Genomic DNA, 25,529 nt, shown 5'->3' on the forward strand with positions numbered 1-25,529 from the left:
GGGGTGCTCCTCCAGTGGAGTGATGTCGTTATCGTGATCGGGGTGACGGGGCCGGCGGCTAGCGGAACGTGCGGCCGGCCGCGTGCAGCGCGGCGATGCGCGGCGACACGCGATAGCGGTCCTCGCCGTAGCTCGCCGCCAGGTTCGACAGCACGCGATACACGCGGCCGATGCCGATCGCATCGGCCCACGCGAGCGGGCCGCACGGGTAGTTCACGCCCTTCTCCATCGCGAGATCGAGATCGGCGGGCGAGCACACGCCCTGGTTCACCGTGTCGGCCGCCTCGTTCGCGAGCATCGCGACGGTGCGCATCGCGACCATGCCCGGCACGTCGGCGATGCCGACGACGCGAAAACCCGCTTGCTGGAACAGCCCGACCGCATCCGCATAGGCCGCGTCGCTGCACTGCAGCGCGCGCGTCAGCGCGACGAGCCCGGCCTGCGCGTAATCGCGCGCGAGATCGACGAGCACGAGATCGGCCACGCCGGTTTGCGCGGCGCGCACGGTCGCGGTGCGGCCGTCGGTCAGCGCGATCGACGCGCGGCCGGCCACGGCGAGCAGTTCGTCGGCATGCGCGCCGTTCTGCCGCGCGAGCGCGATGCGTTCGACAACGCGGGCATGCAGCGCGGCGGCCGGGCCGTCCTGCGCGAACAGCACGACGTCGGCCGGCGCATCGCACGGCGGTTCGAACGCGGGCGCGGGCGGCGTCGCGCCGTCCGCATACGAATAGAAGCCGCGCCCCGACTTGCGCCCGAGGAAGCCCGCGTTCACGAGTTCCTGCTGGATCAGCGACGGCGTATAGCGCGGATCGTTGAAGTACGCGCGGAACACCGACTCGGTCACCGCGAAGTTCACGTCGTGGCCGATCAGGTCCATCAGCTCGAACGGCCCCATCCGGAAGCCGCCGGCGTCGCGCATCACCGCATCGATCGAGGCCGGCGTGCCGCCCTGCTCGTTCAGCACGCGCAGCGCCTCCGCGTAATACGGCCGCGCGACGCGGTTCACGATGAAGCCGGGCGTCGACTTCGCCAGCACCGGCCGCTTGCCCCACGCGGCGGCCGTGTCGTAGAGCGCCTGTGCGACGTCCGGCGCGGTCGCGAGCCCGCTGACCACCTCGACGAGCGCCATCAGCGGCGCCGGATTGAAGAAATGCAGGCCGGCCACGCGCTGCGGCGCGCGCAGCCCGGCCGCGATCGACGTGATCGAGATCGACGACGTGTTGGTCGCCAGCACGCAGCTGTCGTCGACATGGCGTTCGAGCGTCGCGAAGATCTCGCGCTTCACGTCGAGCCTCTCGGCCGCCGCCTCGACGATCAGCGCGGCGCCCGTGAAGTCGGCCAGCGCGCGCACCGCGCGAATCCGGCTGCCGGCCGCGTCGGCCTGGGCCGGTTCCATCCGGCCCTTTTCCGCGAGCCGTGCGAACTGCGCGCGGATGCCGGCCAGCGCCTTGTCGCATGCGGCTTCGTTCAGGTCGTACAGCAGCACCGCATGACCGGCCGCCGCGGCCACCTGCGCGATGCCCGCGCCCATCGCGCCGGCGCCGATCACGCCGACGACCGCCGACTGCGCCAGCGCGCTCGAATTCACCGAATGTGCAGAAGAAACAGCCATCGCTTGCGATCCGTCATGAAGTGGAAGTGCGAGCGATTATAAACCGACCGGTCGGTAGATTTATGTCAGGGCGAGCCCGAATTTGTCGTGCAAGAGACCGTTACGAAAAGCGCAAGAACAAAAATTCGACCGATCGGGGCACTTTTTCGAAACCGAAAGGTCAATGAAAGCGTCCGATTATGAGATAGTGTCCCCCGAACGCCTGATAAAATTCGACAAATCGCCGAATTTCAGGGGGAAACCGCGTGTCACGCCGCTGCCGTCCACCGCCTGCCGTCCTTTCGGGGTCGGAATCGCGCCACCCGCCTGTCGTGACGTACCCGCGCCCCGCCCTCGGCACCCGGTCGCATCGAACCGTTTCATCCAGCGACGGGCTTCGGCCCGCCCGCGCCCCTCGCCGCTTCACGGCGGCGAATCCAGGGCAGCACGGCTCCGCGCTGCCGCCCATCAGCATCATCGTCCACGTTCGGCGGATCATCCGGCCGGGCTTCGTCAACCCGTGACGGCGCGTCGCGCGCCGCCACTCGCATAGGAAACCGTCCATGCCGCTCTCGTCCAACCAGCTCCCGCGCTGGACCCTCGTGGCCCCGCTTGCCGCCTGGCTGGTACTCGCGCTGTCGCGCGTCGTGCCGGCCGAAGGCCTCGTCATCGCCGTGTTCGCCGCCGCCCTCGCCGGCGCCGTGTTCGCCGCCGTCCACCATGCCGAAGTCGTCGCGCACCGCGTCGGCGAGCCGTTCGGCACGCTCGTGCTGGCGGTCGCCGTGACCGTCATCGAGGTCGCGCTGATCGTGTCGGTGATGCTCGGCGCCGGCCCCGAGAAATCGGGCCTCGCGCGCGATACCGTGTTCGCCGCGGTGATGATCATCTGCAACGGCATCGTCGGCCTCTGCCTGCTGGTCGGTGCGTGGAAGCATGGCGAGCAGGATTTCCAGGGGCGCGGCGCGAGCAAGGCGCTCGCGGTGCTCGCGTCGCTGTCGGTGCTGTCGCTCGTGATGCCGAACTACCTGAACGCCGCGCCGGGCCCGTTCTTTTCGAAATCGCAGCTTGCGTTCGCCGGCGTGTCGTCGCTCGTGCTGTACGGCGCATTCGTATTCGTGCAGACCGTGCGCCACCGCGACTACTTCCTCACCGAGCACGACAGCGCGAACGAATCAGTGCATGCGGCCCCGCCGAGCGGCCGCACCGCGCTGATCAGCCTCGTGCTGCTGTTCGCGAGCCTCGTCGCGGTCGTGCTGCTCGCGAAGCTGCTGTCGCCCGCCGTCGAGCATGCGGTGATGAAGCTCGGCGCGCCGGAAGCGGCGGTCGGCATCGTGATCGCCGCGCTGGTGCTGCTGCCCGAAGGGCTCGCGGCCGTCACCGCCGCGCGGGCGAATCGCCTGCAGACCAGCATGAACCTCGCGCTCGGTTCGGCGCTCGCGAGCATCGGGCTCACGATCCCGACCGTCGCGGCCGTGTTCATCTGGGTCGGCCAGCCGCTCACGCTCGGCATCGGCGCGATGGAAACCGTGCTGCTGTCGCTGACGCTGCTCGTCAGCACGCTGACGCTCAGCCAGGGACGCACGACGGTGCTGCACGGCGTCGTGCATCTGTCGCTGTTCGCGGCGTACCTGTTCCTGTCGGTCACGCACTGATGTAAAGCGGCGCGCGGCACGGCGGAAAAATTGAACCCGGACCCCCCGCCCGCGGGGACAACCCCGGCGACCCCAAAACCCCCGACGCCCAATGGAGTGACCCCGACGCCGGGTGGTGTGTGTTTTCTGGTGTGGTGCTCTCCGTCTTCGTGTGTCTCCTCCATCTCTCATTCTTCCCGCCCCCCCCCCCCCCCCCAACCCCCCCCCCCCCCCCCCCCGCGCCGCGCTTCAACTCCCGCTGCTACACCTTCCCCGCTTCACCCTCTTCGCTTCACGCAGCGCCTATCGCACCGGAAAGTCGTGGACGAACGCGTCGACCGCATGGCCGTCGAGGCTCGGCCCGCGGCCGACCACGTTACATCGCGGCGCCGATCGAGGTGTCCGCATCGAACCCATACAGCACGGCCGGGTTGTCGACGAGTATCGCGCGGCCGACCGCCGCGTCCGCCGCGCACGCGTGCAACCAGCCGAGGAGCTGCGCATCGTCGGGCAGCGGCGACGCGTTCGGGTGCGGCCAGTTGCTGCCCCACACGCAGCGCGCCGCATGCGCGCGTGCGAGCACGGTGGCAAGGCGTGCGACATCGTCGTAACCGGGCGCACCGGATCGCGAGGTCTCGTAAGGCGCGGACAGCTTCACCCACACGTGGCCGCGATCCAGCAGGCGCCGCAACGCAACGAAGGCCGGCGCATCCGGTGCAACCGGCGTCAGGAACTTGCCCGTGTGATCGATGACGACGCGCGCCGGCAACGACGCCAGCATCGGCTCGACGTCGGGCAGCGTCCGGCCATCGAGCTGCAAATCGATGTGCCAGCCGAGCGGCGCGATCCGCGCGGCCATCCGCTCGAGCTCGTCCCATCGCGCGACGCCGCCCGACAGCGTCATGAACCGCACGCCGCGGATGCCTGCCGCGTGCAGCCGCTCGAGTTCGGCATCCGGCACATCGACCGGCACCGTCGCGACGCCGCGCGCCTGCGGGCCGAGCGCGGCCAGCGCATCGAGCGTGCAGCGGTTGTCGAAGCCATAACCGGTCGGTTGCACGACGACCACGCGCGCGAGGCCGAGCGTCTGTTGCACGCGGCGATACGCATCCACCGGCGCATGCGGCGGGCGGAACGTCGCCGTCGGCGCGAGCGGATATGCATCGTCGTAGATGTGGATATGGCAATCGCACACCGGCGCCAGCCGCGTGCCGCCTTCGTCGCGCGTCATCGCACACCCGGCGCGGCGGACGCGTCGGCCGACCGCCAGCGTTCGAGCCGCGTCGCATGCGCGGCGTTGACCGCGCCGTTCGGCACGCGTGCGTCGAGCAGCGCGGCGAGTTGGTCGACCGTCTCCAGCGCCTGGTGCTCGACCGCCGGTCGCGTCAGTCCGCCGATGTGCGGCGTGGCGATCACGCGCGGATGCGCGGCGAGTCCGGGCGTCGGCATCTGGTCCGCCGCGCGGCCGACGTCGAGCGCGCAACCGGCCAGCCGGCCGCCGTCGAGCGCGTCGGCCAGCGCCTGCTCGTCGACCAGCTCGCCGCGCGACGCATTGACGAAGCACGCGCCCGGCTTCATCGCGGCGAACGCGCGCGCATCGAACAGGTTCGCGGTGGCCGGCGTCGCGGGCGCGAGGCACACGACGTAATCCGCGTCGCGCAGCAAGGTCGCGCGGTCGACCTGTTCGATCGACGGCGCGTCGACCCGCACGTACGGGTCGCACACGAGCACGCGCATCCCGAACGCCGTCGCGATCGGCACGAGCTGGCGCGCGATCTGTCCATAACCGACCACGCCCAGCGTGCTGCCGCGCAATTCGCGGCCCATCCGCGGCAGCGGCGGCGTGCCGCGGTGGTACGCATCCGCGTAGCCGCCGATCCCGCGCGCGAGGCCGATCATCGCGCCGATCACCCACTCCGCGACGGCCGGCCCGAACCCGGGGCTCGCCTGCGTGACCAGCACGCCGAACTCGCTCGCCGCGTCGACGTCGACGGTACGGATGTCGACCGCGCAGCGCAGGAACGCGGCGAGCGCGGGCAGCCCCGCGAACAGCGCACGCGGCGCCGGCGTCTGCCGGTACGCGACGATCGCATCGCACCCCTGAGCGGCGGCGATCAGCTCGTCCGTGCCGAGCTCCCGGTCGAGCGGATTGCACGTGACGTCCGCGAGCGCCTGCAGCGCGCGCAGCGCCTTCGCGCCGAAGTAGTAATCGAACATCCCCGACGGATGGGTCACGTAGACGCGCGTCATGCGTTGTCTCCGTTCGATTCGACCGCGCGCGGCCGCGGCCCAACCGACGCGCGCTCGACCAGCGTGACGCCCGGGAACACGCACTGCCCGGGCGCCGATGACGGGTCGCCGTCGTGCCGCATCACGCGCCGCACCATCTCCGCGGCCATCTCGGTGACGGGCAGCTGCACCGTGGTCAGCGCCGGCCACGAGATCGCCGACAGGAAATGGCCGTCCATCCCGACGACCGACACATCGTCCGGCACGCGCAATCCGCCGTCGCGCAGCCCCGCCATCAGGCCGAGCGCGAACAGGTCGTTGACCGCGACGACGCCGGTCGGCCGCGCCGGATCGGCCGCGAGCGCGGCGCCGAGCGCGCGCCCGACCTCGACGATCACCGCGTCGCCGTATTCGTTCGCCGGGCCGCCTTCGAGCACTTGCGCATCGGCGCCTGCGTCGCGCGCCACTTCGAGAAAGCCGCGAATCTTGTCGCTGCGGCTCACGGTGATGCCGGCCACGGTCGCGAACGCGAGCCGCGTATGGCCCGCGGCGACGAGGCAGCCGGTCGCGAGCCGCGCGGCCGCCTCGTTGTCGGCCGTCACGTGATCGACCTTCGATTGCTCGCCGGGCGTCGCGCGGCGGTCGTAGCTGACGACCGTCATCCCGCGTTCGGCCGCGCGTTCGAGGTGGCTTTCGTCGGCGAGCGACGAGATCACGATCACGCGCCGCACGCCGTGCGCGAACAGGTCGTCGAAGAACGCCGCCTCCTTGCCCGCGTCGCGGTACGTGTTGCCGATCAGCACGCGATGACCGTACTGCTCCTGCGCGCAAGCCTCGATCTCGCGCGCGATGTAGCCGTACATCGGATTCGCCATCGACGGCACCAGCAACCCGACGAGCGGCGTCTGCCCCGTCTTGAGCTGGCGCGCGAGCGTGCTCGGCCGGTACTGCAGCGCATCCATCGACGCCTTCACGCGCTCGAGCGTCTCCGGCTTCATCTGGTCGGTGCGGCCGTTGAGCACGTTCGAAACCGTGCTGACCGAAACGGCCGCATGACGGGCCACGTCCTGAATCGTACTCATGTCGTCTTGCATTGAACGGGCTACAGGCCGAAACGGGCCGGCAGCCACAACGAAAACGCCGGTGCGAAGATCAGCGCCACGAGGGCAACGAACAGCACCAGCAGGTATTTCACCATCGGCCGGGCGACGCGCGCGACCTCGGTCCCCGTGATCGCGCAGGTCGTGAACAGCCCGAGGCCGACGGGCGGCGCGAACAACCCGAGCCCCATCGCCACCACCACGACCGTGCCGAAATGCAGCGGATTGATGCCGAGCTGCAGCGCGATCGGCGCGAGCAGCGGCCCGAAGATGATCAGCGCGGGCGCGCCTTCGAGCACGGCGCCGAACACGATCATCAGGAGCGCCGCCAGCAACAGGAACGCCGTCGAGCCGTACTGATGGGCAAACGCGGTCATTGTGCCCGAGACGAGCGCCGGAATCTGCTCGATCGACAGCGCGAACGACACGCTCGACGCCGCCGCGACGATGAACAGGATGCCGCTCGCCATCGATGCCGCACGCACGAACACGCGGCCGACCGAGCGCCAGGTCAGTTCGCGGAACGCCGTCCAGCCGATCACCAGCGCATAGACCACCGCGAAGGCCGACACTTCCGTCGAGGTCGCGATGCCCGACGTCACGCCCTTGCCGATCATCACGACCATGATCAGCGCGACCAGCGCGCCGCCCGCGAGCGGCAGCCACGCGCGGCGCTCGACGAACACCGCGTCGATGTCGATCCGGCGCCCGCAGATCACGGTCACGACCGCCAGCGACGCGGCGAGCACGGCCGCCGGCACGATTCCCGCGACGAACAGCCCCGCGATCGAGATGTTCGCGACGAAGCCCATGATGATCATGTTCACGCACGGGGGGATCGTTTCGGCCATCACCGCGCTGCACGCGAGCAGCGCCGCGGTTTCGTCGGGGTCCTGGCGCGCACGGCGCACGGCCGGCATCACGACGCCGCCCACCGCCGCGATGTCGGCCAGCTTCGAACCCGACACGCCGGAAAAGCACGCCGTCGCAAGGATCACGATCAACCCGAGCCCGCCGCGCACCCGCCCGAAGATCCGCAGCAGCAATTCGACGAGCCGCGTGGACATCCCGTTCGACTCCATCAGCAAGCCGGCCAGCACGAAGAACGGCACCGCCAGCAGCACGAAGTGATCGGCGCCGGCCATCACCTGCTGCGAGTAGACCTGCAACGGCAGCGTCGGGTCGGCGAGGAAATACAGCAGCGCCGAGAACGCGAGCACGAAGCCGATCGGCACGCCCAGCACGAGCCCGCCGACGAAGCCGGCGATCAGCAGCGCCCCCGGCGCGATCGCATGCTCGGGCCGCAGCGCGTTCCAGCCGTACACGGCGCCCGCGAGCACCGCGCAGCACGCAAGCGTGCCAAGTACGCGGCGGCGCGGCGCGTTCAGCGCGTTCGCGAGCGCGAACACGCTCATGAACAGCGCGCCAAACATCATCGGATACACGTTGATCCAGCCCGGCAGGCCGCCGGTCGTCAACTGGTCGTACGAATCGCCGAGCAGCTGCCACGACGACGCCAGCAGGTTCAGCGACACCGCCGCGACGATCCAGTGTCCGATCTGCACGAGCGCACCCTGCCAGCGCGCCGGCAGCCAGCCGCGGAACAGGTCGATGCCGACGTGCTGGCTGCGGCCGAGCACCGTCGCCGCGCCGAAGAACACCAGCACGATCATCAGCGCGCTCGCGACCTCCTCGGCCCAGTCGACCGGGTCGTGCAGGAAATAGCGGAACACGACCGACACGAACACGACGAGCACGTCGACGGCCAGCACCGCGGCCGACACGTATTCGATCCAGCGCATCGCCGCCGCCAGCGCGCGGACGGCGGCGCGCGCGGGGCGGGCTGGGCCGGCGCCCGGCACGACGCTCGAAACGGAACCGGTATCCATTGCTCAACCCCGCGCCGCGGCGATCGCCGGAAACAGCGGCGCGGTGGCCGGATATTGCTTGGCGAACGCCACGTAGAGGCGGTCGTGCATCGCCTGCCGCAGCGCGGCACGCTCGGCCTCCGCCATCGGATGGAACGTCATCCCGTGCTGCTTCAGCGCCGCCTCCGCCTGCGCGGCCTTCTGCGTCGCGATCGCGCGCTGCTGCGCGGTCGCATCGGCCACCGCGCGGTCGAACGCCGGGCGAAGGTTCGCCGGAATCCGCTCGAGCGCGCGCAGCCCCATCACGACGGTCATCGCCGCGAACACGTGGTGCGATTGCCAGCACGACTTGACGATCTCGTCGAAGCGGCTCGCGAGCACGGTGGCCGGATCGTGCTCGAGCCCGTCGACGACGCCCGTCTGCACGGCCATGTACAGCTCGCCGAACGGAATCGGCGTCGGCACCGCGCCCATCACCTTGAAGGTGTCCATGAACGCCGGCGTCGGCAGCACGCGCAGCTTCGTGCCCTTCACGCCCGGCAGCGCCGTCACCGGCTGCTTCGTGAACACGCAGCGCCCACCGAAGTGCGAGCCCCACGTCAGCACCGAGCAGCCCGCGCGCTTTTGCAGCAGCGCGTTCAGGCTGGTGCCGACCTGGCCGTCGAGCACCTTCGCGACGTGCGCATAGCTGTCGAACAGGTAGCCGAGATCGAGCATGCCGAGCTCGGGCGCGACCGTGGCCCAGATCGACGACCCCGCGATCATCATGTCGATCGCGCCGATCTTCACCTGCTGCGCGACGTCGCTCTCCTTGCCGAGCTGGCTGTTCGGAAAATAGTCGACCCGGATCGCATCGCCGACGCTCGCCTTCAGGTTCGCGGCAAGCCGCTCGTACCACACGTAGTGCGCGGCGTTCTGGTCGGCCGGCATCGACGACGAGCAGCGCAGCGTCACGGTTTGGGCCGCGCGGCCGATCGCCGGCAGGCCGCCCGCGACCGCGAGCGTGGCGGCGGGCGCCGTTTGCAGAAAGCGCCGCCGGGTGAAGGTAGTCATGGCCGTCTCCTTTGCAGTGCGCCTCCAGGCGCAACTGTATCGATTTAGTGTATCGATACAGTAATACGACGACCGATGAGAGAAAAATGAGGGTTTTCCCGTGCGCGGATGAAAAACGGGCCTTCCGCGTGGTGGTTTTGGGCCGGAATCGCAGACGGCGCGGGTCTGTGCCGGTCTTGCGGGCCGGTGTCGGCGCGCGTCGGGCGCGGCTCCTGATATCGTCAGACAACAGACTTTATCTAAACAACGCCCCCGCCGTCCGCCTCCTGCGTCAGAAACTGCTCGACCATCGCGTTGAACACCGGCAGCGCCGGATTGTCGTTGTCCGCGCGCCACGCGAGATACAGCTCCGCCGCCACGTCGACGTCCGCGAGCGGCCGGAACACCACGCCGTCCACATGCAGCTCGCGCGCCGACGCCGGCACCAGCGCCGCACCCAGCCCGGCGCGCACCAGGCCGAGGATCGTATGCGTCTGCCCGACGTAATGCAGGTAGTTCGGCAAGCGCCCGGCGCCGGCGAACATTCCCGAGATCATGTCGTGGAAGTACTTGCCTTCGTTCGGCGAATACGCGATGAACGGCTGCCGGTCGAGCTGGTCCGGGCCGATCCGCTCGTACGCGGCCAGCGGCGCGCCCTGCGCGACCGCGACGAGCATCGGCTCGCGTTGCACGAGCCGGTATTCGAGCGGATGGCGCGCCGCGCGCTGGCGCACGAAGCCCGCATCGAGCATGCGCGACGCCAGCGCGTCGATCTGCACGGTCGACACCATTTCACGCAGTTCGACGTCGACGTCGGGCAGCGCGTGCGCCGCATGCGCGAGCAGCGCCGGAATCATCCGGTACGCGCTGACGGCCGTGAAGCCGAGCGTGATGCGGCCGGCCCCGCCATGCGCGACGCGCTGCGCGGCCTGTTCGGCCCGCGCGGAAAACTCGAGGATGTGCCGTGCGTCGCGCAAGAAGCGCTCGCCGGCCGCGGTCAGCCTGACCTGCCGGCTGCTGCGTTCGAGCAGCGCGATGCCGAGCGCGTGCTCGAGCAACTGGATCTGCCGGCTGAGCGGCGGCTGCGTCATGAAGAGCCGCCTGGCCGCGCGCCCGAAATGCAGTTCCTCGGCCACGGCGACGAAGCAGCGAAGCTGGTTCAGTTCAATCATTCAAATCTTGAATCAATCGATAGCGTCTTGATGTTAGACCGATATCGATTCGATTCCTATACTCGGTTGCACCTGATGCGCGGCCCGCGCCGCGCACGCCGACCGAGACCCTCATGACCATCGACCTTCTGCTCACCCAGCCGCTTCCCGACACCATCGACGCCGAACTGTCCGCCCGCTACGCGGTGCATCGGCTGTATGCGGCCGACCAGCCCGACGCGCTGCTCGATCGCGTCGCATCGCGCATCCGCGGCGTCGTCACGGGCGGCGCGAACGGGTTGCCGGCCGCGTTGATGGCGCGGCTGAGCGCGCTCGCGATCATCGCGATCAACGGCATCGGCACCGACGCCGTCGATCTCGAGCTCGCCCGCGCACGCGGCATTCACGTGACGACGACGCCCGACGTGCTGACCGACGACGTCGCCGACATGGCGCTGGGGCTGATCCTGATGACGCTGCGCGACCTCGGCGCCGGCGAGCGCATCGTGCGCGCCGGCCGCTGGGGCAAGGTGGCGCAGCCGCTCGCGACGCAGGTGACGGGCAAGCGGCTCGGCATCGTCGGCCTTGGCCGCGTGGGACGTGCGATCGCGCAGCGCGCGCAGGCGTTCCGGATGCCGGTCAGCTATTTCGGCCCGCGCGAACACCGCGACAGCGGCTATCGCTACGTGCCCGACCTCGCCGCGCTCGCGCGCGACAGCGACGTGCTCGTGCTCGCGGCGTCCGCCGATCACGGCAACGTGCTCGTGACCGCCGACGTGCTCGCCGCGCTCGGTAGCAAAGGATTCCTGATCAACGTTGCGCGCGGCAAGCTCGTCGACGAAGCCGCGCTCGTGCGCGCGCTCGCCGACGGCACGATCGCCGGCGCGGGGCTCGACGTGTTCGCCGATGAACCGCGCGTGCCGGCCGCGCTGCTCGAACTCGAGCGCGTCGTCGTGCAGCCGCACCGCGCGAGCGCCACGCACGAGACACGCGAACGAATGGGCCGGATCGTGCTCGCCAACCTCGCCGCGTGCTTCGCGGGCCAGCGGCCGCCGACGAGCGTTACAGGCTGACCGCCGCACGCCCCTCCCCGACCAAGACAACATCCAATGAAACGCCTCCGTACGCCGGAGGCCAGGAGACTCGCATGCCCAATCGATCCAGCGGCGGCGCAGCCGTCGCCGCCTCTTCCACCTCTCCCGCCTCATCCACAGCGTCGCGCACGATCGGCCGCGTCCGTTACACGGTCCTCGCGCTGATCTTCGCCGTCACCGTCGTCAACTATGCGGACCGCGCGACGATGTCGATCGCCGGTACCGGCGTCGCGCACGCCCTCGGGCTCACGCCCATGCAGCTCGGCATCGTGTTTTCCGCGTTCGCGTGGGCCTATGCACTCGGCCAGATCCCGGGCGGCTGGCTGCTCGACCGTTTCGGCGCGCGCCGCGTGTATGGCCTGAGCCTGCTGCTGTGGTCGATCTTCACGATGCTGCAGGGCACGGTCGGCTGGTTCGCCGTGCAGGGGGCGGCCGCGACGCTCGCGCTGTTCGCGATGCGCTTCATGCTCGGCCTGGTCGAATCGCCGGCGTTCCCGGCCAATTCGCGGATCGTCGCGTGCTGGTTTCCGACCGCGGAGCGCGGCACCGCATCCGCACTGTTCAACTCCGCGCAGTACATGGCCGTCGTGCTGTTCACGCCCGCGATGGCGTGGCTCACGCACGCGCTCGGTTGGGAACACGTGTTCCTGTGGATGGGGATGCTCGGTGTCGCGCTGTCGGCGCTCTGGTTCGCGTGGTATCGCGAGCCGCACGGCCATCCGCGCGTGAGCAACGCCGAGCGCGACTACCTGCGCGCGCGCGGTGCGCTCGTCGATCTCGAAGCGAACCGCGTCCGCGAGCGCTCGCGCCTATCGTGGCGCGACGCGTCGCAGCTGTTCCGCCACCGCAACCTGTGGGCGATCTACATCGGCCAGTACTGCATCACCGCGCTCACCTACTTCTTCATCACGTGGTTCCCGATCTACCTGATCAAGGGGCGCGGGATGACGATCATGGAAGCCGGCTGGGTGGCCGCGCTGCCGGCGCTCTGCGGCTTCACGGGCGGCGTGCTCGGCGGCGTGCTGTCGGACTGGCTGATCCGGCGCGGCGTGCATCCGTCGCGCGCCCGCAAGACGCCGTTCGTCGTCGGGATGGCGCTGGCGACGCTGCTCGTGCTCGCGAACGGCGCGTCGTCGAATGCCGTCGTGATCGCGCTGATGACGATCGCATTCTTCGGCAAGGGGCTCGCGGCGGTCGGCTGGGCCGTGCTCGCCGACACCGCGCCCGAAGGGATGGTCGGCCTGAGCGGCGGCGTGTTCAACGGTCTCGGCAACCTCGCGGGGATCGTCACGCCGCTCGTGATCGGCTACTTCGTCGCGCACACGGGCTCGTTCGCGGGCGCACTGTGGTTCGTCGCCGCGCACGGGCTGCTCGGCATCGCCGCCTACGCGTGGCTCGCCGGCCGCTTCGAACGGATTCGCGTCACGCCGGACGCGTGATACCGGGCGCCGCCGGGCGTGCGACCGGCGGCATCAGGCGCGCTGGCGGCTGCCCGGCATCGGCTCGACCGCAAGCCGGTCGAGTTCGCGCAGGTCGTTCTCCAGCGCGGGCGTGAGCGTCGTGCGCAGATGGTCGAGGAAGGTGCGGATCTTCGCATCGAGATAGCGGCGCGTCGCATAGACCGCGTACACGCTGACGGTCTGCAACCGATACTCGGGCAGCACGCGGATCAGGCGCCCCGCGCGCAGGTCGTCGAGCACCGTATACAGCGCGACGCACGCGATGCCGCGCCCCGCCCGCACCGCGACGCACAGCGCATCCGGCACGTTGACCTGGAACGGTGCCGGCTGCAGTTCGTAGACGGTCTCCTCGCCGTCGTCGCGCTCGAGCCGCCACTCGCTGGCCGGCGATGCCGGCGTATCGAGGCGCAGGCACACGTGGTTCGGCAGGTCGTCGGGCGTCTTCGGCGTGCCGTGCCGCGCGAGATATTCGCGCGATGCGACCAGCACGCTGCAACTGGTGCCGCAGGTCTGCGCGACATAGCCGGAATCGGGCAGCTGCGACGCGGTCACGATCGACACGTCGTAGCCTTCCTCGACGAGATTCGGCATCCGTTGCGCGAGCGTCAACTCGACCGACACGTCCGGGTTGTCTTCCTGGTAGCGCACGATCGACGACACGACATGACTCTGCCCGAGCCCCGTCATCGCATGGATCCGCATCTTGCCGCTCGGCCGCAGCAGCGCGTTGCGGGCCTCGGCGTTCGCGTAGTCGAATTCGGCGAGGATCGATTTCGCACGCTCGAAGTAGCGCTCGCCGCTTTCGGTGAGGCCGAGATGGCGCGTCGTGCGATGCAGCAGGCGCGTCTGTACGTGGGCTTCGAGGTTCGACACCGCGCGTGACACCTGCGCGGTGGTCGCATCGATTTCTTTGGCGACCGCGGTGAAACTGCCGGCTTCGACAACGCGCACGAACAGGCGCATGTTTTCGAGCATGTCCATTGAATTGGCTTGGGGAGTGTCGGTGGGGAAACGTCGGCGGCGCTCGCGTCAGACGGGAATCGGGGCGTGCGCGCGAACCACGCGCAAGCGATCACCATGCCGGGGAACGGGCGGGAGAGCGGGCATCGCGTGCGTGGTTGTGGCGTATCGGGGAATTCGGTGGCCCGAATTGTACGCCGCTGCAGACAAATTTGCGCGGTCGCAGGGCCGTCAGGCTTTCATCCGATGAAAGGTTCCTGCAAGACGGATGCGGCGCGCGCAGGCAACGCGTTGATGCAGCGCGACAATTTATATCACGACGCGATATAATTCTCGACGTCCTCGCGCTGCGTCATGCGCATCGTCATGTTTACCGCTCAATCGTCCATGTCGCCAGGCTCCTCCCCGTCGCGCCGCACCTTCCGCCAATGGCTGCACAGCTTCATTCCCCATCCGATGACGCTCGGCTGGCGCGAGCGCATGCGCTCGTGCGCGGGCGCGCTCGTCGGGATCGCGACGGTCGGCGTCGCGATGCGGCTGCTGCCCGGCGTGCCGGGCCTCGTGCCGCTGCTCGTCGCGCCGATGGGCGCGTCGGCCGTGCTGCTGTTCGCGGTGCCCGCGAGTCCGCTCGCGCAGCCCTGGTCGATCATCGGCGGCAATCTGGTGGCGGCGACCGTCGGCGTCGCCTGCGCGCAGTGGATCGCCGATCCGATCACGGCCGCCGCGGTCGCGGTCGCCCTCGCGATCGGCGGCATGTTCGCGCTGCGCTGCGTGCACCCGCCGTCGGGCGCGGTCGCGCTGACGGCCGTGCTCGGCGGCCCGGCGATCCACGCGCTCGGCTTGCGCTTCGTGGTCGAGCCGATCGCACTGCAATCGGCGATCCTGCTGTCGGCCGCGCTCGTGTACCACGCGCTGACGGGCCACCGCTATCCGCACGGCGGCGTGCGCCACGACGCGAAACCGCAAGGCGGCAGCGCCGCGCCGGCACGCGGCGGCTTCACGCGCGCCGATCTCGACGCCGTGCTGAAGCGCCGCGGCGAATGGCTCGACGTCGACCCGGACGACCTCGAAATGCTGCTGCGCGAAACCGAGATGCAGGCCTATGCGCGCACGTTCGGCCAGCTCACGTGCGCCGACCTGATGACGAAGAACGCGATCGAAGTCGCGCCGTCGACGTCGGTCACGGCCGCGCTGACGCTGCTCGACCGCCATCGCGTGAAGGCGCTGCCCGTCGTGGACGGCAGCGATCGCCTGGTCGGCATCGTCACGCGCGCCGACCTCACGCGCCCGTTGCGCCGCCCGGTCCCGCTGTGGCGGCGGCTGGCCGCGCAGCTGCCGCAATCGTTCGGCGGCCGGCCGCCCAGCGTCGCGACCGTGATGACCCGCGACGTCGCATCCGTGCCGCAGACCATGCCGATCACCGCGCTGGTGCCGCTGTTTACGCATTCGGGCCATCACCACATCCCGGTCGTCGACGCATCGCGCCGGCTCGTCGGCATCATCACGCAGACGGATCTCGTCACCGGCCTGTACCGCCAGACGCAGATGCTCGAAGCCGCGTAACGCGGACGCTCAACGGGCCGACGACAGCGTAATGTATCCATTTTGCTGAAATTCAGCTATTTATATCATATTGTGATATATTTCACGTTACCGAAACTGCTGCCCGACCGACCGCAATGACCGATACCCGACGCGCGCTGACCAAAAGCGATTTCCAGCAACTGTCCGAGTTCCGCTACCAGATGCGCCGTTTCGAGCGCTTCTCCGAACGCGCCGCGCAAAGCGAAGGCGTGACGCCGCTGCAGTACCTGCTGCTGCTGCACATCAAGGGCTATCCGCACCGCGAATGGGCCACCATCGGCGAACTCGCGGAACGCCTGCAGGCGCAGCATCACGGCGTCGTTGCGCTGGTGACGCGCTGCGAGGCACTCGGGCTCGTGAAGCGCAAGACGAGCGAAGCGGACCGCCGGCAGGTCGAGGTCCACCTCGAGGAAGCCGGCGAGACGCTGCTCGCCCACCTCGCGGCCATGCATCGCGCGGAACTGAAATCGCTCAAGGGCACGTTCCAGGTTCCGCAGATCAATAACTGACCCAGGCTTTACCGACCTATCCTCACGCCGATGAACGCACCGCACAAACGCGACTTCTCGACCAACGAACGCCTGCCCAGGATCGCGTTGCTCGCTGCCGGGATCGGCTTGCTCGGCACGCTGGCGGCGTTCGTGCTGTCGAGCCTGATCCACCTGTTCACGAACCTGTTCTTCTTCCAGCAGTTTTCGTTCGCCGACCGTTCGCCCGCGCACCACACGCTCGGCGCATGGGTGATCGTCGTGCCGGTGATCGGCGGGTTGATCGTCGGGCTGATGGCGCGCTTCGGTTCGGAGAAGATCCGCGGCCACGGCATTCCCGAAGCGATCGAGGCGATCCTGTTCGGCAAGAGCCGCATGTCGCCGAAGGTCGCGATCCTCAAGCCGCTGTCGTCGGGTGTCGTGATCGGCAGCGGCGGCCCGTTCGGCGCCGAAGGCCCGATCATCATGACGGGCGGCGCGCTCGGCTCGCTGATCGCGCAATGCGTGCACGTGACCGCCGCCGAGCGCAAGACGCTGCTCGTCGCGGGCGCGGCCGCCGGCATGACCGCCGTGTTCGGCACGCCGGTCGCCGCCGTGCTGCTCGCGGTCGAACTGCTGCTGTTCGAATGGCGTCCGCGCAGTTTCCTGCCGGTCGCGCTCGCCTGCGCGGTCGCCGGTTTCGCCCGCGCCGTGTTCTTCGGAGTCGACCCGCTGTTTGCGCTGACCACGGCACCGCCGACGCCCGTCGCGCTGCTGTCGTGCATCGTCGCGGGCCTGCTGTCGGGCGCGCTCGCGTGCGGCCTGTCGGCCGCGCTGTACCGCGTCGAGGACACCTTCGCGAAGCTGCCGGTGCACTGGATGTGGTGGCCGGCGCTCGGCGCGATCGTGATCGGCATCGGCGGCTGGCTCGAGCCGCGCGCGCTCGGCGTCGGCTACGACGTGATCGGCGACCTGCTGCACCAGCACATCGCGCTGAAGATCGCACTCGCACTGTTGACCGTGAAGGCCGTGATGTGGGTGATCGCGCTCGGCTCCGGCACGTCCGGCGGTGTACTCGCCCCGCTGCTGATGCTCGGCGCGGGCCTCGGCACCGTGCTGTCGCCGGTGCTGCCCGGCGGCGATCCGGCGCTGTGGCCGCTCGTCTGCATGGCCGCGACGCTCGGCGCCACGCTCGGTGCGCCGCTGACCGCGATCGTATTCGCGTTCGGCCTCACGCACGACGCGAACGCGCTGCTGCCGCTGCTCGCGGCGACGCTCGTCGCGCACGGCTTCGCGACCGTCGTGATGAAGCGTTCGATCATGACGGAAAAGATCGCGCGCCGCGGTTACCACATCTACCGGGAATACGGCGTCGATCCGCTCGAACGCCATGACGTGGCCGAGGTGATGACGCCGGCCGACGATCTCGTCTCGATCGACGGCGGCACGACGCTCGACGCCGTCGAGTCGCAGTACTTCGGCGCGAAGCAGACGCACCGTGCGTACCCCGTCGTGCAGAACGGCCGCCTGCTCGGTCTCGTCGATCGCGCGACGCTCGACGCGCAGCGTGCGCAAGCCGGTCCCGGCGCGGCGCTCGCGAACGCATTCATCGATCGTGCGCCGGCCGTCGCGCACGCGCACGAAACGTGCCGCGTGGTCGCGTCGCGGCTCGCGATGCTCGGCCTCGAACGCCTGCCGGTCGTCGACGATCCGCAATCGCTGCGCATCATCGGCATCGTGTCGCGCAGCGACCTCATCAAGCCCGCGCTCCAGCACTTCGACGACGAACACAAGCGCGAACGCTTCCGCCCGGTCGTGCCTGTCAACCTGCGCGACGCCGGTGCACGCAAGGGCAGCTGATACCTACCGCGCGCTTCACCGTCTCCCGCCGTTCCGGATGGGCGCGCACCCTGCGCGCCGGTTCGCATTCCGCCGCGTCCGGCGTTTAAACTTGGTTGACAATTCATCGGACGAAAGTTTGTCATCATGGTGCTCATGCGACGGGGCCACCGTTTCAGCCATTCCACTTCGTCATCCAATAAAGAAGCGTCGCGGCGCGACATGCAGATACATGCAGCACGCCGCGGCCGTCAATCCGCCACACCACAGGGCAGCGAGCCGACCTCACGACGCATGACGTCGTCGCCGCGTCCCCGCCTCCACGCGGGCCGTGCGCGACCCATGCCGTATCGCAACAGAACGGACAGCATCCGGATTGTCGTTTGGCAAGCGTGTTAACAACTTGTTTCGGAATCGCCGGAACCGCATTTGTCCGATGCAATCTCACAAGAACGCAGTTCAAGTTCTGCTGCGCATCCCGCTCAATCAATCACGACTCGAGGGAGATAAAACGTGAACGTGAAATACTTACCGCTCATCGCATTGACCGTGGCAATTTCCGCACATGCAGCCGATCCGGCCATGCAGAACGTGGGGCAAAGCCAGAAGTCCGCGGAGGACGTGTCGGCGTGCATCGCAAAGACCTGGGCCGACAAGTCGCAGCAACAGGTGGTCACGCAGAACGTGCTCGCCAACGGCCTCGCGACCGATGTCTACGTACCGGGCCAGCAACCGCCGAACGGCGCGGCCGCGATGGTTCGTCCGGCGTCGAAGCCGGGCGCGAAGACGTGGGTCGGCATGCGTGGCGACGCCGCTGCCGCGGGCGACATCAACGCCTGCCTGTAAGCTCCGCGCCGGACGGCAACGCGCCGTCCGAATACGAGAAAGCCCCGCTTCGGCGGGGCTTTCTGCTTTCAGCGCGCCGGCCGCGCGCATGGGTTGCGGCCGGTGCTCATGCGCTTACAGGTAGCTGCAGACGTAGTCGAGCGTCTCGAGCACTTCGATGTCGAAGCGGCTCTTGCCCGGCACCGAGAACGACTCGCCGGCGCCGTAGGTTTGCCATTCGCTGCTGCCGTCGAGCTTCACGCGGCACTTGCCGGCCTGCACTTCCATCAATTCGGGCGCGTCCGTGCCGAAGTTGAGCGCGCACGGCAGGATCACGCCGAGCGTCTTGCGCGTGCCGTCCGGGAAGAGCACGGTATGCGACACGCACTTGCCGTCGAAATAGACGTTCGCGCGCTTGACGACCGATACGTTGTCGAATTGGGTTGCACTGGTCATGTGATGCCTCTGATTGCTGGATGCCGGATGGCGTGTTGTCGGAAGCCGGCCGGAACGGCGGGCCGGCCGCTATGATACCGGCTCGCGGCGAGCGCGCCGCGAGCGGGAATGGTCCGCGGTGCGCGGCAGATGTTCAGGATCACTACGCGATGCATTGCCCGACTCATCGGAGCCCCTTGCGCCGCGCGGAATCGCGCAGGCAGTCGAGCAGCATCGACGCGGCCGGCGTGAGCGGGCTGTCGCGACGCGTGACGACCTGCACGGACACGCCGGGCAGCCGCTCGCGGATCGGCAGCACCGCGAGCTGGTCGCGCGCCCACTCGCCCTGCAGCAGCTGTTCGGGCATCGACGCGATCAGGTCGCAGCCCGTCATCAGGCTGTGCGCGAGCCCGAAGCTCGGGCATTCGACGACCCGCTGCGGCACCGGCAGCCCGTACGCGACGAACGAGTTGAACAGCACCTGGGTCGAGCTTTCCGGCGACGGATTCATCAGCCAGTCGGCCTCGACGAGATCGGCCAGCGACGTGGCCGATGCGAGCGGATGCCCCTTGCGCGCGACGATCAGCGATCGGCTCGCATAGAGTTCCGCGTGGTCGAACTCGGCCGCCAGCAGTTCGGGCACGACGACGGCGACCGCGAAATCGAGCGAGCCGTCGTGCAGCCGCGGCAGCGCGACGCCGGGAAACCCTTCGATCAGATTGACGCGCGCGACCGGAAAGCGCCGCCGGAACGCGCGAAACGCGTCGGGCAGGATCGTCACCGCCGCAGCCGGCGTGATCGCCGCCGCGACCGAGCCCGTCATCGCGCCCTGCGCCTGCTCGATATCGTCGCGCGCCCGCTGCATCTCGGCGACGATCAGCCGCGCGCGCACCTGCAGCTGCTGGCCGAACGCGGTGAGTTGCACGCCGCGCGCGGTGCGCACGACGAGCGACACGCCGAGCGCGATCTCCAGCTCCTTTACCGCCTTCGTCAGCGCCGCCGGCGACACGTTCAGGCGCCGCGCGGCCGCGCGGATGCTCCCTTCGTCCGCGACGGTGACGAACGCTTTCAGCTGATGGTATTTCATGGCGGCATGCGTGATTCGTGGAAACCCGACGCCCGGCCACGCGCAGCGGATCAGGGTATTCCCGAGCGGCAACCGGTGGTGAGCACCAAAGCAATTTAGCAGCTTCTGGTACCCGACAGAAATTTATATGCTTGGCCGTCATATGTGCGTCAAACGCCCACCGGCCCCACCTGCCTCACCTGCTCCACAGGAGACACCATGCTGCAAGCCGTGAACCCCGTCATCCCCGGCATCGCCGCGATCGCCCCCGACCTGATCGACGTGCGCCGCCGCATCCACGCGCATCCGGAGCTCGCGTTCGAGGAAACGCTGACCAGCGATCTCGTCGCCGAGTTGCTCACGGGGTGGGGCTATGAAGTGCATCGCGGCATCGGCAAGACGGGCGTCGTCGGCGTGCTGCGCGAAGGACAAGGCACGCGCACCGTCGGCCTGCGCGCCGACATGGACGCGCTGCCGCTCGCCGAAGCCACCGGCCTGCCGTACGCGAGCCGCCACGTAAACAAGATGCATGCATGCGGTCACGACGGCCACACCGCGATGCTGCTGTGCGCGGCGCGCCACCTCGCCGCCACGCGCCAGTTCTCCGGCACGCTGAACCTGATCTTCCAGCCGGCCGAGGAAAACTTCGGCGGCGCGAAATCGATGATGGACGACGGCCTGTTCGAGCGCTTTCCGTGCGACGCGATCTTCGCGATCCACAACATGCCGGGCCGCGTCGCCGGCGACATGGCGTTCCGCGCCGGTGCCGCGATGGCGTCGGCCGACCGCGTGACGATCACGCTGCGCGGCGTCGGCGGACACGGCGCGATGCCGCACTTCGCGCGCGACCCGATGTCGGCCGCGGGCAGCATCATGGTCGCGCTGCAGACGATCGTCGCACGCGAGGTCGATGCGCAGCATGCGGCCGTGATCACCGTCGGCAGCGTGCAGGCCGGCGAGACTTTCAACATCATTCCGGAAACCGTCGTGATGAAGCTGTCGGTGCGCGCGCTGGACGCCGACGTGCGCGCGCTGCTCGCACGCCGGATCGAGGCGCTCGCGAAGGGCCAGGCGGAAAGCTTCGGCATCACGGCGGAAGTCGACTACGACTACGGCTATCCGGTCCTCGTGAACCATCCCGAACCGACCGCATTCGCGGCCGACATCGCCCGCCAGATGCTCGGCGCCGATCGCGTCGAAACCGAGGCCGCGCCGCTGATGGGCAGCGAGGACTTCGCCTACATGCTCGAAGCACGCCCCGGCTGCTATGCGTTCATCGGCAACGGCATCGGCAGCAAGGGCGGCTGCATGGTGCACAACCCCGGCTACGACTTCAACGACGACATCCTCGCGATCGGCGCGAGTTACTGGGTCCGCGTCGCCGAAGCCTGGCTCGCGGCCTGACGGCCCTTCATCACGCAGTTCCGCGCCTTAGCAGGGGAACCTCATGGAAACGTCCGCCCTTCCGTTCGCCGGCTCGCCGGCCGATGCCCGCGCCGCCGCGAAGAAACGCCGCCTGATCGCGGCCGCCGCGGTCGGCAACGCGCTCGAGTTCTACGACTTCACGGTCTACAGCTTTTTCGCGATCCTGATCGGCAAGCTGTTCTTCCCGGTGCACTCGTCGTTCGGGCAATTGATGCTCGCGGTCGCGAGCTTCGGCGTCGGCTTCGTCACACGCCCGCTCGGCGGCCTCGTGATCGGCATGTATGCCGACCGCGCCGGCCGCAAGAAGGCGATGATCCTGACGCTGTTGCTGATGGCGCTCGGCACCGCGACGATCGCGATCGCGCCGACCTTCGCGCAGATCGGCCTCGCCGCGCCGCTGCTGCTCGTGCTTGCGCGCCTGTTGCAAGGGTTTGCATCGGGTGGCGAAGTCGGCGCGTCGACGACGCTGCTGCTCGAACAGGCGCCGCAGCATCGCCGCGGCTTCTACGCGTCGTTCCAGTTCTCGAGCCAGGGGCTCGCCGCACTCGCCGGGGCGCTCACCGGCGTCGCGCTGACGTCGACGCTCAACGCCTCGCAGCTCGAGAGCTGGGGCTGGCGCGTGCCGTTCATCATCGGCACGCTGTTCGTGCCGCTCGGCTACTGGCTGCGCCGCACCGTCGAGGAAGTGCCGGCCGCCACGCCGGCCGCCGCGCACGACGAACCCGTCGCGTCGCTGCCGCTCGCCGACGTGCTGCGCCATCACGGCAAGGCCGTGTTCGCGGGCCTCGGCGTGACGATCGGCGGCACGTCGATCCACTACATCATCGTGTTCTACATGGCGATCTACGGCGTGCAGGTGCTGCACCTGCCGACCTGGCTGTCGATGACGGCCGGCTGCGTCGCCGGCGCGATCCTGATGCTCGTGACGCCGATCGGCGGGCACCTGTCCGACGTGTTCGGCCGCAACCGGATCGTCTGGTGGACGCGCATCGTGCTGATGGCCGCGATCTATCCCGCGTTCATCGCGCTGAACCGCTGGCCGGGCGCCGCGTCGCTGCTGTCGATCATCGCCGCGCTGTCGATCGTGCACGCGATCAACATCGGCGCGACGGGTGCGATGCTCGGGGAGCTGTTCCCGCGGGCGGTGCGGGCGACCGGCGGCGCGCTCGTGTACAGCGTGGGCGTCGCGATCTTCGGCGGCTTCGCGCAGTTCTTCGTCACGTGGCTGATCGCGGCGACCGGCAATCCGAATGCGCCCGCGTGGTATGCGATCGGCTGCGGCGTGCTCACGCTGCTCGCGATTCGCTGCATGGACGAGAAGGCCGGGAAGGCGCTCGATTGAGCGGTGGCGGCGCGGGGCGTGCGACACGTCATTGACGCAGCGAACGCGCATCGTGCATGATCGCTCCATGCACGACGCCACGATCACCCTTTCGACGACTACGCGCACGACCGCCTTCGGCGGGCCCGTGCGGCGAGTGCGCGCAAGGTCGTAGCGCCCTTCACCGATTCCCACAGGCCCCGCCGGTTCCGGACGGGGTCTCGTCGTTTCTCCGTCCGCACCGGCCTTTCAGGAGAAACGCGATGTCCGAAGCCCCATCCCCGAAACGTGCGCTGCTCGTCGTCGACATGCAAGTCGGGTTGTTCCATGGCCCCGATCGTCCGCATGACGGCGAACGCGTGCTGGCCAACGTCAACCGGCTGATTCGCCGCGCACATGAAGCCGGCGCGCCCGTGTTCGCCGTACGCCACACCGGCCCGGCGGGTTCGCCGATCGCGCCCGATGCGCCGCTCGCCGCATTGCTGCCGGCGCTCGCGATCGATACGGCACGCGACATCGTGTTCGACAAGACCCGGCCGAGTTGTTTCGCGGGCACACGGCTCGCCGAATGGCTGCACGCGGCCGGAATCGGCGAGATCGTGATTGCGGGGATGAAGACGCAGTACTGCATCGACACGGCGTGCCGCGCGGCCGCCGATCTCGGCTTTCGCGCCGTGCTCGTCGCCGATGCGCATACCTGCATGGATACGCCCGCGTTGCCGGCCGAGCGGATCGTCGCGCATCACAATGCGACGCTCGGCGGGCCGTTCGCGACGTTGACGACGACCGAGGCGTGCGGGTTCTGACGCTCGACGCCGGTCAGACTGCGATGCATGAAGGAACGCACTGCAATCGATTCAGCAAAGACCGGCCGCGCGCATTGCTTCGATGCACGATGACGTGTCGCGAACTGAAGCGACTTTCCGCGAGAGCATCACGTCTGCGGACAGAAATTCGCTGAGCCGCTTGTCGAAGTGGAATGAAAACTTGATCAGGTCGACAGTGTTCCGGAAGGTCTCCTTGGGCAACTTGCCGGTCACCGTCGACCAAACGAAACGCTTGATCAACCGCATTGCTCTCACGCTGAATGAAACCTCCACCCTCAAGATCAGCGAGCACTCGGCGAGCAGCGGATACATCCGCTTTTCGTACGCACCTTCGACAAACCAGCAGCCCTGCTTGAGGATTTTTTCAATGGCCTTCGCCATCGTCTCATCTGAGTTCTTCACAAACTCCGTGCCACTCGTGTCCCAATAAACGTTGTCGAATTCGTACGTGGCGATATTGAACTTGCGCGCCAATTCCCCGGCAATCGTCGTTTTCCCCGCGCCCGACGGGCCTACAATACAAATCCTCATGTATCAGTCTCTGTTCAATCATCCACTCGAATGGTCGCGCATGAAGTGTTTCAGCATGGGGACGAAGAAATCGTGCCCACCGATCAGCGCGAATTCCGCTCCAAAAAGAGGAAGCCACTGGAAGCTGAATTCAATAGGCCCACCACCGGAACCCGGATCGACCTCGAGATGCATCCATTGCGTCCTCATGGCGATAGCGTCACTCAGTGCAACATGCACGACATGCCGGTGCTGAATCTCGCTTCTTCCGAATGCCCTCATCGAGTAGAAGTACTCGCCGAGAACACGCACAACCCGGGCCTCGTCGATACCACTTTCCTCGCGAAGCTCGCGTAGCGCGGCGACTACGGGCATTTCTCCCTGGTTCATCGTGCCGGCAACCACCTGCCTCCCGGCCTCCGGAAACTTGGGTTGCGTAAAAGTGAGCAACCTGTCTCGCCACGTAAGATAGACCAGTACCTTGTTCTTGATTTGCACGATGATTTCTCTGACCGAAACCACCTCAACCCGAAATCCGGAGTCGACTCGGACGATCACGTTTCAGGAATGAGCCAGGACAAGACTGTGTGTTGGTTTCCTGGAACTCTACAATGCCTCGATCGGATCTCGACAATCAGTGTTGGCTGCAAGACTGATTGACCAGCGCAACGCTGACGGCGTCGTTATCGCGATTCTCGACTCATGTCGGCTGAAAGATGTCACCGCCGCCGCGCCAAATCGGGCAATAGAGGTAACGCACTCAAGCGTTTGCGGTCCAGCAAAAAATTTGAGCGAGTGCAAATTTTCCGAACGCACTGCATGAGTACCGCAACGATCCGAAAAACCCCGCAAACGCGAAAAGGCACGGGCCTTAACCACCCGCGCCTTTTACGCAAACACGCCGCCCCGCTCAGAACGTATGCATCATCCCCACATACGCGCCCGTCTGCGACTCGCCCGTCATCGGGCTCGTGCCCGACGTCGCGTCGCGCGGCGTCGCGAGCAGCGAGAAGTTCGAATTCCCGCCGTTGCGCGCATACGCGACCGTCCCGTACAGGAACGTGCGCTTCGACAGGTTGTACGTCGTGCCGAGCACGTACATGATCGCGTGGCC

22 protein-coding genes and 1 pseudogene are annotated in these 25,529 nt (G+C 68.2%); 10 read left to right on the forward strand and 13 right to left on the reverse strand.

What is annotated here, in order from left to right; translation table 11 throughout:
• Nucleotides 1-58: 58 nt before the first annotated feature.
• Nucleotides 59-1,612, reverse strand: a complete 1,554-nt coding sequence (locus tag DID98_RS14375) for a 3-hydroxyacyl-CoA dehydrogenase (protein ID WP_124570924.1) — start codon at nt 1,610-1,612, stop codon at nt 59-61.
• Between the two features lie 542 nt (nt 1,613-2,154).
• On the opposite strand from DID98_RS14375, the gene DID98_RS14380 reads away from it, so the two are divergent.
• Nucleotides 2,155-3,243, forward strand: coding sequence for a calcium:proton antiporter (locus tag DID98_RS14380; protein WP_124484620.1), 1,089 nt, complete (start codon nt 2,155-2,157; stop codon nt 3,241-3,243).
• A gap of 355 nt (nt 3,244-3,598) precedes the next feature.
• Here the strand turns inward: DID98_RS14380 and DID98_RS14385 are convergent, their stop codons facing one another.
• The 6 genes from DID98_RS14385 to DID98_RS14410 form a co-directional block, all read right to left on the reverse strand.
• On the reverse strand, nt 3,599-4,453 hold the full coding sequence (locus DID98_RS14385) for an amidohydrolase (protein WP_124570925.1): 855 nt from the start codon (nt 4,451-4,453) through the stop codon (nt 3,599-3,601).
• Nucleotides 4,450-5,472, reverse strand: a complete 1,023-nt coding sequence (locus DID98_RS14390) for a D-isomer specific 2-hydroxyacid dehydrogenase family protein (protein WP_124570926.1) — start codon at nt 5,470-5,472, stop codon at nt 4,450-4,452. Before DID98_RS14390 ends, DID98_RS14385 begins: the two co-directional genes overlap by 4 nt.
• Complete coding sequence (locus DID98_RS14395; protein WP_124484617.1) at nt 5,469-6,545, reverse strand: LacI family DNA-binding transcriptional regulator; 1,077 nt, start codon at nt 6,543-6,545, stop codon at nt 5,469-5,471. The genes DID98_RS14390 and DID98_RS14395 overlap by 4 nt, the downstream gene beginning before the upstream one ends.
• Nucleotides 6,546-6,553: 8 nt before the next feature.
• The gene (locus DID98_RS14400) at nt 6,554-8,440 is read right to left on the reverse strand and encodes a TRAP transporter large permease subunit (RefSeq protein WP_124570927.1); all 1,887 of its coding nucleotides are present in this window, start codon (nt 8,438-8,440) and stop codon (nt 6,554-6,556) included.
• A gap of 3 nt (nt 8,441-8,443) precedes the next feature.
• On the reverse strand, nt 8,444-9,472 hold the full coding sequence (locus tag DID98_RS14405; protein ID WP_124570928.1) for a TRAP transporter substrate-binding protein: 1,029 nt from the start codon (nt 9,470-9,472) through the stop codon (nt 8,444-8,446).
• A gap of 239 nt (nt 9,473-9,711) precedes the next feature.
• Nucleotides 9,712-10,623 carry a LysR substrate-binding domain-containing protein gene (locus DID98_RS14410; RefSeq protein WP_124484614.1) on the reverse strand — a complete coding sequence of 304 codons (912 nt, stop codon included), beginning with the start codon at nt 10,621-10,623 and terminating at the stop codon, nt 9,712-9,714.
• Nucleotides 10,624-10,736: 113 nt separating this feature from the next.
• Between DID98_RS14410 and DID98_RS14415 the strand changes: the two genes are divergently transcribed.
• Nucleotides 10,737-11,675 carry a 2-hydroxyacid dehydrogenase gene (locus DID98_RS14415; protein ID WP_124570929.1) on the forward strand — a complete coding sequence of 313 codons (939 nt, stop codon included), beginning with the start codon at nt 10,737-10,739 and terminating at the stop codon, nt 11,673-11,675.
• 74 nt (nt 11,676-11,749) lie between these two features.
• Nucleotides 11,750-13,135 carry an MFS transporter gene (locus DID98_RS14420; RefSeq protein ID WP_124570930.1) on the forward strand — a complete coding sequence of 462 codons (1,386 nt, stop codon included), beginning with the start codon at nt 11,750-11,752 and terminating at the stop codon, nt 13,133-13,135.
• Nucleotides 13,136-13,168: 33 nt separating this feature from the next.
• On the opposite strand, the gene DID98_RS14425 is transcribed toward DID98_RS14420, so the two are convergent.
• Nucleotides 13,169-14,137 carry a LysR family transcriptional regulator gene (locus DID98_RS14425; protein WP_044843298.1) on the reverse strand — a complete coding sequence of 323 codons (969 nt, stop codon included), beginning with the start codon at nt 14,135-14,137 and terminating at the stop codon, nt 13,169-13,171.
• 366 nt (nt 14,138-14,503) lie between these two features.
• Here DID98_RS14425 and DID98_RS14435 point away from each other — a divergent pair, with 366 nt between their 5' ends.
• The 4 genes from DID98_RS14435 to DID98_RS14450 all read left to right on the forward strand — a co-directional run bounded on the left by DID98_RS14435 (nt 14,504) and on the right by DID98_RS14450 (nt 18,852).
• Nucleotides 14,504-15,679 carry an HPP family protein gene (locus tag DID98_RS14435; protein WP_124570932.1) on the forward strand — a complete coding sequence of 392 codons (1,176 nt, stop codon included), beginning with the start codon at nt 14,504-14,506 and terminating at the stop codon, nt 15,677-15,679.
• A gap of 116 nt (nt 15,680-15,795) precedes the next feature.
• Nucleotides 15,796-16,209 (forward strand): MarR family winged helix-turn-helix transcriptional regulator, encoded by a 414-nt coding sequence (locus tag DID98_RS14440; RefSeq protein ID WP_124484609.1) that lies wholly within the window; start codon nt 15,796-15,798, stop codon nt 16,207-16,209.
• 30 nt (nt 16,210-16,239) lie between these two features.
• Complete coding sequence (locus DID98_RS14445) at nt 16,240-18,027, forward strand: chloride channel protein (protein WP_124570933.1); 1,788 nt, start codon at nt 16,240-16,242, stop codon at nt 18,025-18,027.
• Between the two features lie 492 nt (nt 18,028-18,519).
• The gene (locus DID98_RS14450; protein WP_185500442.1) at nt 18,520-18,852 is read left to right on the forward strand and encodes a hypothetical protein; all 333 of its coding nucleotides are present in this window, start codon (nt 18,520-18,522) and stop codon (nt 18,850-18,852) included.
• 114 nt (nt 18,853-18,966) lie between these two features.
• Here the strand turns inward: DID98_RS14450 and DID98_RS14455 are convergent, their stop codons facing one another.
• Together DID98_RS14455 and DID98_RS14460 are read right to left on the reverse strand one after the other, a co-directional pair.
• Nucleotides 18,967-19,287, reverse strand: a complete 321-nt coding sequence (locus tag DID98_RS14455; protein WP_006478890.1) for a pyrimidine/purine nucleoside phosphorylase — start codon at nt 19,285-19,287, stop codon at nt 18,967-18,969.
• Nucleotides 19,288-19,450: 163 nt separating this feature from the next.
• The gene (locus DID98_RS14460; RefSeq protein WP_044843294.1) at nt 19,451-20,353 is read right to left on the reverse strand and encodes a LysR substrate-binding domain-containing protein; all 903 of its coding nucleotides are present in this window, start codon (nt 20,351-20,353) and stop codon (nt 19,451-19,453) included.
• A 198-nt stretch (nt 20,354-20,551) separates the two neighbouring features.
• Between DID98_RS14460 and DID98_RS14465 the strand changes: the two genes are divergently transcribed.
• From DID98_RS14465 to DID98_RS14475, 3 genes are all read left to right on the forward strand, one after another.
• Nucleotides 20,552-21,736: a M20 aminoacylase family protein gene (locus tag DID98_RS14465; protein ID WP_124570934.1), complete on the forward strand. Its 1,185-nt coding sequence runs from the start codon at nt 20,552-20,554 to the stop codon at nt 21,734-21,736.
• A gap of 43 nt (nt 21,737-21,779) precedes the next feature.
• A complete protein-coding gene (locus tag DID98_RS14470; RefSeq protein ID WP_124570935.1) occupies nt 21,780-23,099 on the forward strand; it encodes an MFS transporter in 1,320 nt (439 codons plus the stop codon).
• Nucleotides 23,100-23,341: 242 nt separating this feature from the next.
• Nucleotides 23,342-23,884: a cysteine hydrolase family protein gene (locus DID98_RS14475; RefSeq protein ID WP_124522101.1), complete on the forward strand. Its 543-nt coding sequence runs from the start codon at nt 23,342-23,344 to the stop codon at nt 23,882-23,884.
• A gap of 51 nt (nt 23,885-23,935) precedes the next feature.
• On the opposite strand, the gene DID98_RS14480 is transcribed toward DID98_RS14475, so the two are convergent.
• From DID98_RS14480 to DID98_RS14490, 3 genes and pseudogenes are all read right to left on the reverse strand, one after another.
• Nucleotides 23,936-24,436: an AAA family ATPase gene (locus DID98_RS14480; RefSeq protein ID WP_124570936.1), complete on the reverse strand. Its 501-nt coding sequence runs from the start codon at nt 24,434-24,436 to the stop codon at nt 23,936-23,938.
• An 18-nt stretch (nt 24,437-24,454) separates the two neighbouring features.
• Nucleotides 24,455-24,913 (reverse strand): NUDIX domain-containing protein, encoded by a 459-nt coding sequence (locus tag DID98_RS14485; RefSeq protein ID WP_185640851.1) that lies wholly within the window; start codon nt 24,911-24,913, stop codon nt 24,455-24,457.
• 412 nt (nt 24,914-25,325) lie between these two features.
• Nucleotides 25,326-25,529 (reverse strand): annotated as a pseudogene (locus tag DID98_RS14490) (porin); the annotation flags it as partial.

Origin of the sequence: Burkholderia sp. Bp8984 (genome assembly GCF_003853755.1) — a bacterium.
Taxonomy (GTDB): Bacteria; Pseudomonadota; Gammaproteobacteria; order Burkholderiales; family Burkholderiaceae; genus Burkholderia.